The organism is Pseudomonas fluorescens NCIMB 11764 (genome assembly GCF_000293885.2).
In the GTDB taxonomy this organism is placed as follows: domain Bacteria; phylum Pseudomonadota; class Gammaproteobacteria; order Pseudomonadales; family Pseudomonadaceae; genus Aquipseudomonas; species Aquipseudomonas fluorescens_B.
The window spans coordinates 5,273,097-5,286,310 of the sequence record NZ_CP010945.1; the positions used below are offsets into that span (position 1 = coordinate 5,273,097).

10 protein-coding genes are annotated in these 13,214 nt (G+C 59.8%); all 10 read left to right on the top strand.

Annotated elements, in window-relative coordinates; translation table 11 throughout:
* Positions 1–13 precede the first annotated feature (13 nt).
* The 10 genes from B723_RS23900 (at position 14) to algG (ending at position 13,204) form a co-directional block, all read left to right on the top strand.
* The gene (locus B723_RS23900) at positions 14–430 is read left to right on the top strand and encodes a RidA family protein (RefSeq protein ID WP_017338215.1); all 417 of its coding nucleotides are present in this window, start codon (positions 14–16) and stop codon (positions 428–430) included.
* 93 nt (positions 431–523) lie between these two features.
* Positions 524–1,201 (top strand): DUF1028 domain-containing protein, encoded by a 678-nt coding sequence (locus tag B723_RS23905; RefSeq protein WP_017338214.1) that lies wholly within the window; start codon positions 524–526, stop codon positions 1,199–1,201.
* A complete protein-coding gene (gene argE / locus B723_RS23910; RefSeq protein WP_017338213.1) occupies positions 1,198–2,349 on the top strand; it encodes an acetylornithine deacetylase in 1,152 nt (383 codons plus the stop codon). Before B723_RS23905 ends, argE begins: the two co-directional genes overlap by 4 nt.
* 286 nt (positions 2,350–2,635) lie before the next feature.
* Positions 2,636–4,051 (top strand): purine-cytosine permease family protein, encoded by a 1,416-nt coding sequence (locus B723_RS23915; protein WP_017338212.1) that lies wholly within the window; start codon positions 2,636–2,638, stop codon positions 4,049–4,051.
* A 594-nt stretch (positions 4,052–4,645) separates the two neighbouring features.
* Entirely contained in the window at positions 4,646–5,956 is a 1,311-nt protein-coding gene (locus B723_RS23920; protein WP_017338211.1) for a nucleotide sugar dehydrogenase, read from the top strand.
* Between the two features lie 58 nt (positions 5,957–6,014).
* Complete coding sequence (locus tag B723_RS23925; RefSeq protein WP_017338210.1) at positions 6,015–7,496, top strand: glycosyltransferase family 2 protein; 1,482 nt, start codon at positions 6,015–6,017, stop codon at positions 7,494–7,496.
* A 65-nt stretch (positions 7,497–7,561) separates the two neighbouring features.
* Positions 7,562–8,776 (top strand): alginate biosynthesis protein Alg44, encoded by a 1,215-nt coding sequence (locus tag B723_RS23930; RefSeq protein WP_017338209.1) that lies wholly within the window; start codon positions 7,562–7,564, stop codon positions 8,774–8,776.
* Positions 8,773–10,173 carry an SEL1-like repeat protein gene (locus B723_RS23935; RefSeq protein WP_017338208.1) on the top strand — a complete coding sequence of 467 codons (1,401 nt, stop codon included), beginning with the start codon at positions 8,773–8,775 and terminating at the stop codon, positions 10,171–10,173. The genes B723_RS23930 and B723_RS23935 overlap by 4 nt, the downstream gene beginning before the upstream one ends.
* A gap of 41 nt (positions 10,174–10,214) precedes the next feature.
* Entirely contained in the window at positions 10,215–11,603 is a 1,389-nt protein-coding gene (locus tag B723_RS23940) for an alginate export family protein (protein WP_238588349.1), read from the top strand.
* A gap of 83 nt (positions 11,604–11,686) precedes the next feature.
* Complete coding sequence (gene algG, locus B723_RS23945; RefSeq protein WP_017338206.1) at positions 11,687–13,204, top strand: mannuronan 5-epimerase AlgG; 1,518 nt, start codon at positions 11,687–11,689, stop codon at positions 13,202–13,204.
* Positions 13,205–13,214: the final 10 nt, after the last annotated feature.

Here is a 13,214-nt window from a genome sequence, read left to right on the forward strand (position 1 = left end):
CCAGGAGCGACAAATGTCCACGCCAACCCATACCCGTATCCGCATGTTCAACACCAAGGAAACCTATCCGAACCAGAGCCTGGACAACGACCTGTGCCAAGCCGTCCGCGCGGGCAACACGGTTTATGTTCGTGGCCAGGTCGGGACAGATTTCGAAGGCAGACTGGTCGGTCTCGGTGACCCGCGAGCCCAGGCCGAACAGGCCATGCGCAACGTCAAGCAATTGCTGGAAGAAGCTGGCAGCGACCTGAGCCACATCGTCAAAACCACCACGTACCTGATCGATCCGCGGTATCGCGAGCCGGTGTATCAGGAAGTCGGCAAGTGGCTCAAAGGCGTGTTTCCGATTTCGACCGGGTTGGTGGTGTCGGCGTTGGGGCAACCGCAGTGGTTGATGGAGATTGATGTGATTGCGGTGATTCCCGAGTAAGCAGGGACACCGCGTCGCGGCCATCGCTGGCTTGCCCGCGAAGGGGCCAGCCAAGACACCACATTCGCCAAGGCAAACCAAGGAGCAAACCCCATGACCTTCTCCATCGCCGCCCGTTGCCCGGAAACCGGTCAGTTCGGCATTGCGATCAGTTCCTCCAGCATCGCCGTCGGCGCCCGCTGCCCCTGGCTGCTGCCGGGTGTCGGTGCCGTCTCCACACAGAACATCACCCTCCCGTCCCTCGGCCCGGACGTCCTCGCCCTGATGGAGCAAGGCCTCGCCCCGGCGGAAGCGCTGGACAAAGTCCTCACGCGCAATGGCTACAGCCAATACCGGCAGATCACGGCGATTGACCACCTTGGCCAGACCGCTCATTTCAGTGGCGCGCAAACCTTGGGTAACCACAACGCCGTGTCCGGCGAACAATGCGTCGCCGCCGGCAACATGCTCGCGGACCGCTCGGTGATCGAAGCCATGGTTGAAGCCTTCGAACACGGCGAAGGGCAACTGGCCGACCGCTTGCTCGCCGCGATGAAAGCAGCCATCGCCGCCGGTGGCGAAGCCGGGCCGGTGCATTCGGCGGCGATGGTGGTGGTCGGCGAACTGACCTGGCCGATCATCAACCTGCGGGTCGATTGGGCGGACGATGATCCCATCGGCCAGTTGGAAAAGCTCTGGGTTGCCTACTGCCCGCAAGTCCAGGACTACATCGACCGTGCCCTCGCCCCGGACAAATCCCCAGGGTACGGTGTCGCTGGAGACGACCGATGAGCGCCAGCCGCGATTTGCTGGAGACGTTAGTGGCATTCGACACCACGAGCCGCGAATCAAACCTGCAGCTCATCGAATTTGTCCGCGACTACCTCGCGAGCTTCGACGTGCCATGCGAACTGATCTACAACGAGCAGCGCAGCAAGGCCAACCTGTTCGCCACCATCGGCCCGGCGGACAAGCCGGGCATCGTGCTGTCGGGGCACACCGACGTGGTGCCCGTCGATGGCCAGCCGTGGACCGTCGCGCCGTTCGAACTCACCGAGCACGACGGCAAGTTGTTCGGTCGCGGTACCGCGGACATGAAAGGCTACATTGCCTGCGTGCTCGCCCTCGTTCCTTCCTTGGTGAACGCCTCGTTGCGACGGCCGGTGCACATTGCGCTTTCGTATGATGAAGAAATCGGCTGCCTCGGCGTGCGCTCGTTGCTGGCGGCGCTGGAACAATGGCCAGTCAAACCGATGCTGTGCATCATCGGCGAGCCTACCGAGCTGAAACCGGTGCTCGGGCATAAGGGCAAACTGGCGATGCGCTGCGATATCCAGGGTCACGCGTGCCATTCGGCGTACGCGCCGCTTGGGGTCAATGCCATTGAGTATGCCGCCGAACTGATCGGTGAACTGGGACGGATCGGCAACAGGCTCAAAGCGCCCGAGCACCGCGACGCGCGTTTCGATCCGCCATTTTCCACCGTGCAAACCGGTGTGATTGGCGGCGGCAAAGCCTTGAACATCGTCCCCGCCGATTGCCGTTTCGATTTCGAGATCCGTGCCCTGCCCTCGCATGATCCAAGCGACGTCGCCCGGGAACTGAAAACCTATGCCGAGCAGCAGGTGCTGCCGCGAATGCGTGCGGTGAGTGAACAGAGTGAGATTCGCTTCAGTGAACTCTCGGCATACCCCGGATTAGTGACCGATGCACACAGCGAGGCGGCTGAGTTGATCGCTGCATTCTGCGGCTCCCGAGCGTTCGGCACAGTGGCCTTCGGCACCGAGGGCGGCCTGTTCGACGCCGCTGGCATTCCCACCGTTGTGTGCGGCCCAGGCAGCATGGATCAAGGGCACAAACCGGACGAATTCGTCAGCCTCGAACAATTGGACGGTTGTGACGCCATGCTGCAACGGATGCTGCTATCAATCAGCGAATAACACAGATTCTGAACACCCCATAATCCCTGTGGGAGCTAGCCTGCTAGCGATAGCGATTTGACAGTCAACACTGATTTGGCTGACAGATCGCTATCGCTGGCAGGCTAGCTCCCACAGGGTTTTCGGCTGCCCGGCGACCTACATTTTTTAACGTCTATACCAACAATCTTTGTAATTTATCTATCCCCATCCACCGCACATCATCAACTCCAACAAGAAAAGCGTCGTCCCCGCGCGGCGCTTACCGAAGTACGTCCACGTACTCAAAATTGCCTTGGAGTCCGTCATGGTTACCGCAGCAACAACCTCCGCCCCGCTTATCGAAAAACACACCATCGGCTATGTGCCGCCCGAAGATCGCCACGGCAAAACCCGTGACCTGTTCACCCTCTGGTTCGGCGGCAACATCGCCCCGCTGCCCATCGTCACCGGCGCTCTTGGCGTGCAGATGTTCCACCTGAACCTGGTGTGGGGCATCGTCGCCATCCTCGTCGGCCACCTGGTCGGCGGCGTGCTCATGGCGCTGCACTCGGCCCAGGGCCCGCAGATGGGCATTCCACAAATGATCCAGAGCCGCGCCCAGTTCGGCTCCCTCGGCGCCCTGCTGGTGGTGCTGATCGCCGGCATCATGTACATCGGCTTCTTCGCCTCCAACATCGTCCTCGCCGGCAAGTCCCTGCACGGCGTGGTCGACAGCGTGCCGGTGCCGGTGGGCATCGTCATCGGCGCCCTGGGTTCCGGCATCATCGGCATCATCGGCTACCGCTTCATCCACGTGCTCAACCGCATCGGCACCTGGGTGCTCGGCGCCGGCATCGTGCTCGGCTTCGGCTACATCTTCACCCACGTGCAGACCGCCGACTTCCTCACCCGTGGCAGCTTCAACATTTCCGGCTGGCTGGCCACGGTCTCGCTCGCTGCGCTCTGGCAGATCGCCTTCGCGCCGTACGTCTCCGACTACTCACGTTACTTGCCGGCCAACGTGCCCGTGGCCGCAACGTTCTGGACGACTTATCTGGGCACCGTGCTCGGCTCCAGCCTTTCATTCATCTTCGGCGCCGTCGCCGTGCTCGCCACCCCCGTCGGCATGGACACCATGGACGCCGTCAAACTCGCCACCGGCTCCATCGGCCCGCTGATGCTCGTGCTGTTCCTGCTCAGCGTCATCAGCCACAATGCCCTCAACCTCTACGGCGCCGTGCTGTCGCTGATCACCCTGGTCCAGACCTTCGCCTACCGCTGGATCCCCACCGCCAAAAGCCGTGCCGTCCTCTCGATCATCATCCTCGCCGCCTGCTGCTTCGCCGCCGTCGGCGCTTCCGCCAACTTCATCGGCCATTTCGTCGACATGGTGCTGGTGCTGCTCGTGGTGCTGGTGCCGTGGACCGCGATCAACCTGATCGACTTCTACGCGATTCACAAAGGTCAGTACGACATCCATTCGATCTTCAAGGTCGATGGCGGGATCTATGGCCGGTACAACCCGCAGGCGTTGTTGGCGTATGCAATCGGGATTGCGGTGCAGATTCCGTTCATGAACACGCCGCTGTATGTCGGGCCGATTTCAGAGCACATCAATGGGGCCGACTTGTCCTGGCTGGTGGGCCTGATCATCACCTCGCCGCTCTACTATTGGCTGGCCAATCGCGACACCGCTTACAAGCGCCGCCTCTCGACCGGAAAACTCGCCAACAGCCTTTAAGCGCCGCTTCGGATTGTCGAAACGAGTAAACAAAAAACCGCACTGATGCGGTTTTTTGTTGCGTGATCATTTTCTGTAGTTCCAATGTTTTTACTATGACGCCTTACACAAGCGCCAATAAAACAGACATTCAAAAATTGACATGTCTCAGCAACTTTACACAATAAGAAAAATTCAAAAGACATGATAAAAAAGTTGTAACGCTGGCGTTGCACCGCGTCAGTGCTCATCGGAAAACCAATGTAATTGACCGCCTGTTTTTGGTGCAAAAATTCACATTCCATTCTTATTACTAATCGCCATAAATCATCTATCTACCTGTTTTAATTGAAATTTATTTTTCGATAAATGGCTGTTGCTTTGGCACGCTCTTTTGGAATCCTAATAGTTATAGTGTTCACAAAAAATGTTCGAAATTTCTGTTAAAAAAAATGACAGTGCTTTTGATATGTTTGTCTACACTCTCAAATCTGCAAGTACGGGTCACGGATCACGCCATACAAAACAGCCGCTTAGTTCGTCCGGCAGAGTAACTGTCGGTCTCCGCGGCATGTCGATGGCATTTCGGAATCAAGGTATACGGGGAACTCACCGATGCGTATCAGCATATTTGGTTTGGGGTATGTGGGCGCTGTATGCGCGGGCTGTCTCTGTGCTCGCGGTCATGACGTAATCGGGGTGGATATCTCTCAGGTAAAAATCGACCTGATCAATCAGGGCAAGTCGCCCATCGTCGAGCCAGGCCTGGAGGCTCTGCTCGAGCAGGGGGTACATTTTGGGCGGCTGCGGGGTACCAGTAATGTAAAAGCGTCCGTGATGGACACGGATATGTCGTTCATCGCCGTCGCTACGCCCTGCAAGAAGAACGGCGATCTGGATCTGGTCTACATCGAGTCGGTCTGCCGCGAGATCGGTGAAGCCCTGCATACCAAGGACAGTTGGCATACGGTGGTGGTGCGCAGCACTGTGCTGCCGGGCACCGTGAAGAACGTGGTCATCCCGATTCTTGAAGACTGTTCCGGCAAGAAGGCCGGGGTCGACTTCGGCGTGGCGATCAACCCGGAGTTCCTGCGCGAAAGTACTGCAATCAAGGATTACAACTGCCCGCCCATGACCGTGATCGGTGAGTTCGACCAGCGCAGCGGTGACATGCTCGTCGCACTCTACCAGGAGCTGGACGCGCCGCTCCTGCGCAGGAGCATCGAAGTGGCGGAGATGATCAAGTACACCTGCAATGTCTGGCACGCGACAAAAGTGACCTTCGCCAATGAGATCGGCAATATCGCGAAGGCCGTCGGCGTGGACGGTCGCGATGTGATGGACGTGGTCTGCCAGGACACCAAACTCAACCTGTCGCGTTATTACATGCGCCCCGGTTTCGCGTTCGGCGGTTCCTGCCTGCCCAAGGATGTGCGTGCGTTGAACTATCGCGCCGGGCAACTGGATGTCGAGCACCCGCTACTGGCCTCGATCATGCGCAGCAACGCGGCGCAGGTACAAAGAGCCTTCGACATCATCACCAGTTACGGCAAACGGCGTATCGCCCTGCTCGGCCTGAGCTTCAAGGCGGGCACCGATGACCTGCGCGAAAGTCCACTGGTCGAGTTGGCCGAAATGTTGATCGGCAAGGGCTACGACCTGCATATCTTCGATCGCAATGTTGAATACGCACGTATCTATGGGGCCAACAAGGAATACATCGAATCGAAGATTCCGCACCTGGCTTCGCTGTTGCAAGCCGACCTGACGAAGGTGATCGAGGAGGCGGATGTGATTGTGCTGGGTAACGGTGACGAGTCCTTCAAAGCCATTGCGCTTGATGTGCCCGAAGGCAAGCAGGTGGTTGACCTGGTGGGCTTCATGCAACACACCAGTGACGATCGGCTCGAGGGTATTTGCTGGTAAGTGCGGCGCTGGGCTGCCCCCCGAGCGACTCGGGGGTTATCGAACAGGGGTCACAGGTATGGCTGATTCCAGGGATTATTTGCGCGACGCTGCGGGGTGGCTGTTTTACGGCGCCGCGCTGATGGCGCTTGCACTGTTGTTGCCGCGCTCAGTGTTCGATCCGCAATCCAGGGACTTTCTCCTGTTGCTGGGGGCGGTCGGTATCTGGCGGTATTCGATGGGCGCTGTCCATTACCTTCGGGGCTTGCTGTTCCTTTATCTGGTGTTCCCTTACTACAGACGCAAAGTCACCCGGCTTGGCAGCAGTGCCGATCCGTCCCACGTGTTTTTACTGGTCACCAGTTTTCGTATCGAGGCGCTGACCACGGCGCAGGTGTACCGCTCGGTGATCGAAGAGGCCATCGGCTGTGGCTATCCGACCACGGTGGTCTGTTCCATCGTCGAGCTCGCCGATGAATTGCTGATCAAAGCGCTCTGGGACAGCTATACCCCACCGGAACGGGTCAAGCTGAGCTTTGTACGGATTCCCGGCACGGGGAAGCGCGATGGCCTTGCCCATGGTTTTCGGGCGATCTCCCGGCATGTGCCGGATGCCGACGCGGTGGTGGCGGTGGTCGATGGCGACACCGTGCTTTCACCCGGACTGGTGCGCAAGACCGTACCCTGGTTCAGGCTGTTTCCAAACGTCGGCGGGCTGACCACCAATGAGTTCTGCGAGGTACGCGGCAGCTACCTGATGAGCGAATGGCACAAGCTGCGGTTCGCCCAGCGGCACATCAATATGTGCTCGATGGCACTGGGTAAACGAGTACTGACAATGACCGGGCGGATGTCGGTGTTCCGCGCCCAGGTGGTGACCGATCCCGGTTTTATCCAGGACGTCGAGCGCGATTATCTGCAGCACTGGCGTCTGGGCCGTTTCCGCTTTTTGACCGGGGATGACAAGTCCAGCTGGTACAGCTTGATGCGGCTGGGCTACGACACCTTTTATGTGCCCGATGCAGCAATCAACACCGTCGAGCATCCCCCGGAAAAAAACTTCTTCAAGGCCAGCCGCAAGCTGATGTTCCGTTGGTATGGCAACAACCTGCGGCAGAACTCGCGGGCCCTGCACCTGGGCGTGCGGCGGTTGGGCTGGTTCACCTCGCTGGTGCTGCTCGACCAACGCATATCGATGTGGGCCAGCCTGCTCGGGCCATCGGTGGCGATCATTGCCAGCCTCAAATACAGCATCGCCTACCTGATGATCTATGTGCTCTGGATCGGCGTGACTCGCCTGATCCTCAGTCTTCTGTTGCTGGCCTCGGGGCACCCGGTCGGGCCGGCTTACCCAGTGATTCTCTATTACAACCAGTTGGTCGGCGCCATGGTGAAGATTTATGTGTTCTTCCGCCTCGACCAGCAATCGTGGACACGCCAGAAAACCAAACTGGATCGCGGGCTGGCGAGCTATCAGCGCTGGTTCAATACTTGGTCGTCGCGGACCATGACGTTTTCGGCCGGCAGCGTGTTTTGCGCGCTGCTGATGTGGATTGTGTAGCGCAGGTGTCAGGGCAGTCGGCAGGCCGTGCCGGATCGGACTCAATCGATGGGAAGGAACGCGATATGAACACAGCTTTTGTTGCTGTTGATGACAATGTCGTGCACGAGTCGGAGGTGCAGCGTCAGCATGCGCGTCTGACTCTACCGGCGAGGATCAAGTTTCATGGGCCCGACCGGGAGGCATTCGATTGCGAGCTGGTCGACTTGTCGGCCGGCGGCTTCAGCCTCAGTCAACCGGGCACATCGCTGATCGTTGGCCGGCATCACAAAGGCAAACTGGTGTTCCAGGTCGATGCACTAGGGTTCGCCATCGACGTGGAGTTTGTGGTGCGCTCGATTAACGACGAGGGGCAGCGGATAGGTTGCGAGTTCCACAACCTGCATCCGCGTGCCATCTCCGCCTTGCGTTACGTGATCACCTCTTACCTTTCGGGTGGAGTGGTCCGCCTGGGTGACATGCTCGCGACCCAGCAGCGCGACAATTTCGCCAAGCCGCGAAAGCACGAAAGCGGCAGCGGCATGGGTGTGTTCGCTCGCGTGCGGGCGACCACAGTCAGCCTGCTGATGTTCCTGGTGGGACTGGCTGCCTTTGCTTATGTGGCGCACCAGTTGTATGGCATTTACTTCATCACTCATGCCGAATCGGCGCGGGTCAATGTGCCCGGTCAGTTGATCGGTCTGCCGCGCGACGGCAGCGTCCATTCGTTAGTCAAAGTGGGCTCAGTAGTGGCCAAGGGGGCCCCGCTGGCGACCTTTTCCGCCTCGTTGCTGGATGTGATGAAAGGCAACCTGCCGCCCGGACAGGCGACGCCGGAAAATCTTGAACGCCTGTTCAGCCGAACCCTGCAAGGTTCGCTGACCAGCCCATGCGATTGCCGGGTGGTGTCGCAACTGGTGCCGGATGGCCAGGTCGTCGGCAAGGGCACTACGGTGTACGAGTTGATGCCGATCGACGGTGTGGCAACTATCGAGGCGCGCTTCCCCTACAAGAATTTCGCCAAGATCCAGCCCGGTAAGGCAGTGAGCTTCCAACTGATCGGAGAAGCACAGCCACGCACCGGCAAAATCACCGCGGTAGCGCTGGACAACGGCGGCCTGGCCTCCGACCTGCGGGTCACCATTGAGCCTGACAGCCCGTTGCAAACCGATCAGGCCGGGCGGCCGGTGGAGGTCAGTATCGAAGACCTGCAGGGCAATACCTGGGTGCAAAATGCCTCGGCGGCCAGTACCTGGATGAAGAACACCTGGGAAAATAAAGTCATGGCGGCCGGAAAATGAACGGCGCAGGGCGATCCGGGCTGCGGTTGTCTGCGCTGGCCGCGGTTCTGACGATGATCCACGGTTGCGGAACCCTGCCCGATCAAGGGTTGGCGCGCGAGGCCATGGCCCGCGGCGATTACGAGACGGCTCGCACTAACTACGCGCCCCTGGCCAAGGATGGCTATGCCGACTCACAGGCCGGGATGGGCGACTTGACCGCCTCGGTGGGTGACCCGGCAAGCCTGAAAGAGGCTGAAGCCTTGTACCGGCGAGCCGCGCCGACATCGGCCAAGGCGCAGTCACGTCTGGGCCGCTTGTTGCTACGTAAGGGGCCGACTAATCCCCGGCAAGTGCAGGAGGCCCGGCAATTGTTGGAAGGCGCGCTGGATAACGGCGAATTCAGTGCGGTGGTGCCGCTGACGGTTTTGTACCTGGGTTACCCGCAACTGACGCCTGGCGTGGATCCACAACAAAAGGTCGACAGCTGGCGTGCCAAGGGCATTGTCGGGGTGGATCTGGCGCAGATTCTGATTTACCGCAATCAAGGCACCTATAACGCTCACGTGCTGCAGATCGAACAGATGTGCCGGGTGCGGCTGGAGGTACTCCATGCCTGTTATGTCGAGCTGGCCCTCATCAACCGTATGCGCGCCCAGCCCAAGGCGCAAGCGGACTTGTTGGTGCAGTTGCGCCAGGCTTGGCACCGGAAACAAGTAGCGCCCTTGCGGGTCGAATCGGTGGCGCGCGTGCTGTCATCGCCGGCCCTCGAAGGCCAGGCCGACCCGCAAAGCGCCAAGCGCCTGCTCGAGGAACTGGCACCGGAGTATCCGCCGGCCTGGACCAGTCTGGCTCGGTTGATCGACGACTACCCCGCCCAAGGCGATGCGCCGCAATTACTCTCGGCCTTGCAGCGCGGGCGCGAAGCGCGCGATCCACGGGCGGAACTGCTGACCGGGCGGCTGTATTACCTCGGCAAATGGTTGCCGCAAGATCCGCGCTTGGCGCAAGAACACTTGCTCAAGGCGGCCGCGGCCGGTGAATTCAAGGCGCATTACTATCTGGGCCAGTTGTACCGGCGCGGTTACCTGGGCCAGGTCGAACCTCAGAAAGCACTGCAACATTTTCTGCTCGCAGCCCGCAATGGCTCGCCCAACGCCGATTTGGCCCTGGCCCACATGTTTTCCGAAGCCCGCGGGGTCAAGGTCAATCGGATCAACGCTTTTGTCTTTGCGCAACTCGCACAACGCCAGGGCGTGGTCAATGCAGGGCCAGTGCTGTTGGCCGTGCAGTCGGGAATGACCCCGGCAGAGAGGAAAATCGCGCAACCCATGCTTGAGGAAGAAGCCCAGGCCCGTCTGACGGGCGCGGCTTTAGCCAGGCTGCAAACTCCGGAAGATGCACAGGACTTACTATGAAGCAAGCATTGTTGGCTGGTTGTGGTCTGGGAGTTTCGCTGATGTGCAGCTCCGGTCTGGTGCTGGCGGCGGAAGGGGCGCCGAAAAATTTCGGCCTGGATGTGAAGATTACCGGTGAGTCGCAGGACGACCGGGACCTTGGCACGGCATCCGGTGGCACCCTCAACGATATAGGCATCGACTTGCGCCCCTGGGCCTTTGGCCAATGGGGTAACTGGAGCGCCTATACGATGGCGCAGGCGGTGGCGGCGACCGACACCATCGACACCGATACGGTGAACAACGGCGCCGACCAAAACAACACCCGCGAAGCGGATGACAGCTACCTGGCGCTTCGCGAGTTCTGGGTTGATTATCAAGGCATCACGGCCTATCCGGGCGAGCATCTGCGCTTGGGACGCCAGCGTCTGCGTGAGGACAGTGGCGAGTGGATGGACACCAACATCGAAGCGCTCAACTGGACCTTCGAAACCACGCTGCTGCGCACCCACCTCGGCGCCGCCCAACGCTTTTCCGACTATCGCACCGATTTCGACGACCTGGCGCCCGAAGATGAAGACCGTTCCCACGTCTTCACCGACATCTCCACACAATGGACGCCCAATAACTGGGTAGGCCTGCGTGTCCATCACTCAGAGGACAGCGGCAGCCTGCCCGATCCCGGCGAGCAGGTCGATACGCTCGACAAGACCAACACCGGCAGCCTGACCTGGGTCGGTCTCGAGGCGAACGGTGACGGCTACAACTACCGCTCGACGATGCCGCTCAATTACTGGGCCTCCGCGACCTGGCTGACCGGTGATCGCGACAACCTCACCAACGTGATCGACCCCGTCGGCGATCGAATCGCGACGGGGCACACCAGTGGCGATGTCAACGCCTGGGCGGCGGACCTGGGCCTGCGCTGGAACATCGATGAAAGCTGGCGTGTCGGTGCCGCCGCCGCTCGCGGCGACGGCGGTGGCAACGATCAGGAAAACCAGTACCAGCAAACCGGCCTGCAGAGCAACCGCTCGAACTTCACCGGCACGCGTTCGCGCGTACACCGCTTCGGTGAAGCTTTTCGCGGTGAACTGAGCAACCTTCAGACGGCGACGCTGTTCGGCTCCTGGCAGATGCGCGAGGACTACGACGCCAGCCTCGTCTACCACCGCTTCTGGCGGGTCGACGACGAACAGCAAACCGGCGACGACGGGATCGTCAATGCAGCGCTGGTAGACGGCGAGAAGGACCTGGGCCAGGAAGTCGATCTGGTCATGACCAAGTACTTCAAACAAGGCCTGTTGCCCGCGAGCATGGTGGATTGGGTCGACGAACCCTCGGCACTGATCCGCTTGCGTCTGGGTGTGTTCTTCCCCGGTGACGCCTACGCCAATGACACCGATTCGAGCATGCACCGGGCATTCATTGATTTCGTCTGGAAAATCTAGGACCCGGTGGTTGCCCGCGGTGACGCCATCGCTGGCAACGGCACATTGAACACACCAGGCTGCATTTTTGATGAGTGAGACTTATGGACCGTGTCGTCAAGATAGGACTGTTGCTCGCCGCCATGCTGTTGATGCAGACGGCAGGCGCCAATGCGGCGGGTGACATCCTGATACCGCGCTATACCATCAGCGAGACACCAGGGAAACCGTTGCTGATCAAGGAACCGAAAATGCCCGACTTGTCCGGCTATACCGCCGAGGCAGTCGCCGCGAAAATTGCCTACAAGCCCGCCGGCCGTGCCTTGATCCAGCCGATGATCAAGGAAAACGCGCTCGACGAGTTTATCGGCGGCGAGGATCGCTTCAAGGAATGGGTGGTGCGCCAGAAGCAAATGCCCGTGGCGATCTTCATCGATCGCGGCTACATGAGCCTGACGCAACTGGCGCGCAGCCTGCCACAGTCCGCCTTGCGCGAAACCGCGCCGGGGGTGTTCCTCGCGCGCCTGCCGATCGTCATTCGTCCCGGCGCAACCCTGCATATCGACAAGTCGGTCAAGGAATTGCGCTTGTCCCAGGACGGCGGTTCCTTCCTGGTCAATGACGGCAAGCTGTTCATTACCGACACCAAGGTCAGCGCCTGGAGCGAGAAAGACGACAGCCCGGCCTGGTTCAAAAAAGAGGAAACGTTTCGGCCGTTTCTCATCTCCTGGGGCGGCACCGAGACCTACATCGTCAACAGCACCATCACCAGTTTCGGCTACACCGAGAGCAAGAGCTACGGGGTGAGTATTTCCCAGTACAGCCCGAGCATGGCACCGAAGATGAAGCGCAAAAAACCGACCGGCTGGCTGATCAACTCGCAGTTCGTCGACAACTATTTCGGCTTCTATTGCTACGAGGCCGACGACGTGGTGATTCTGCGCAACACCTTTCGCGCGAATATCGTGTATGGCATCGACCCGCACGACCGTTCGCGTCGTCTGATCATTGCCCATAACGATGTCTTCGATACCCACAAGAAACACGGCATCATCCTTTCGCGAGAGGTCAACGACAGTTGGATCATCTACAACCGCACCTACAACAATCAGCTGTCCGGCATCGTCCTGGACCGTTCCAGCGTCAACAACCTGCTGGCCTATAACGAAACCTACAAAAACCGCTCCGACGGCATCACCCTGTATGAGAGCGGCAATAACCTGATGTGGCGCAACCGTGCGGCGGACAATGACCGGCACGGCATCCGGGTACGCAACAGCACCGGCGTGCGGCTTTATGAAAACGAACTGATGGCCAATGCCCTGACCGGGATCTATGGCCACATCAAGGATTTGCGTGGCAGCGACCGCGACCTGAAGGAAGACCCCTACGAAGAAAAACTGTCGCTCACCGTGGTCGGCGGCAAGCTGATCGGCAACGGTTCCAGCCCAATCGCCGTGTTTTCACCCTCGCGCCTGGAACTCTATGACTTGACCTTTCTGGCGCCACAGAAACAGGACGGCCTGGCCTTCACCGGTTTGCTGGGAGAGGTCCAGGGCGACCTGATGGACATCCTCCTGCGCCGCCATGCCGCCGCACTGATTCTGCCCGTGACACTGTGAGGAGCCTTCC

Coding starts and splice junctions, on each gene's coding strand:
- B723_RS23925 (WP_017338210.1), top strand. CDS start 6,015: ATGGCTGATTCCAGGGATTATTTGCGCGACGCTGCGGGGTGGCTGTTT.
- B723_RS23920 (WP_017338211.1), top strand. CDS start 4,646: ATGCGTATCAGCATATTTGGTTTGGGGTATGTGGGCGCTGTATGCGCG.
- B723_RS23900 (WP_017338215.1), top strand. CDS start 14: ATGTCCACGCCAACCCATACCCGTATCCGCATGTTCAACACCAAGGAA.
- B723_RS23940 (WP_238588349.1), top strand. CDS start 10,215: ATGTGCAGCTCCGGTCTGGTGCTGGCGGCGGAAGGGGCGCCGAAAAAT.
- algG (WP_017338206.1), top strand. CDS start 11,687: ATGGACCGTGTCGTCAAGATAGGACTGTTGCTCGCCGCCATGCTGTTG.
- B723_RS23915 (WP_017338212.1), top strand. CDS start 2,636: ATGGTTACCGCAGCAACAACCTCCGCCCCGCTTATCGAAAAACACACC.
- B723_RS23935 (WP_017338208.1), top strand. CDS start 8,773: ATGAACGGCGCAGGGCGATCCGGGCTGCGGTTGTCTGCGCTGGCCGCG.
- B723_RS23930 (WP_017338209.1), top strand. CDS start 7,562: ATGAACACAGCTTTTGTTGCTGTTGATGACAATGTCGTGCACGAGTCG.
- argE (WP_017338213.1), top strand. CDS start 1,198: ATGAGCGCCAGCCGCGATTTGCTGGAGACGTTAGTGGCATTCGACACC.
- B723_RS23905 (WP_017338214.1), top strand. CDS start 524: ATGACCTTCTCCATCGCCGCCCGTTGCCCGGAAACCGGTCAGTTCGGC.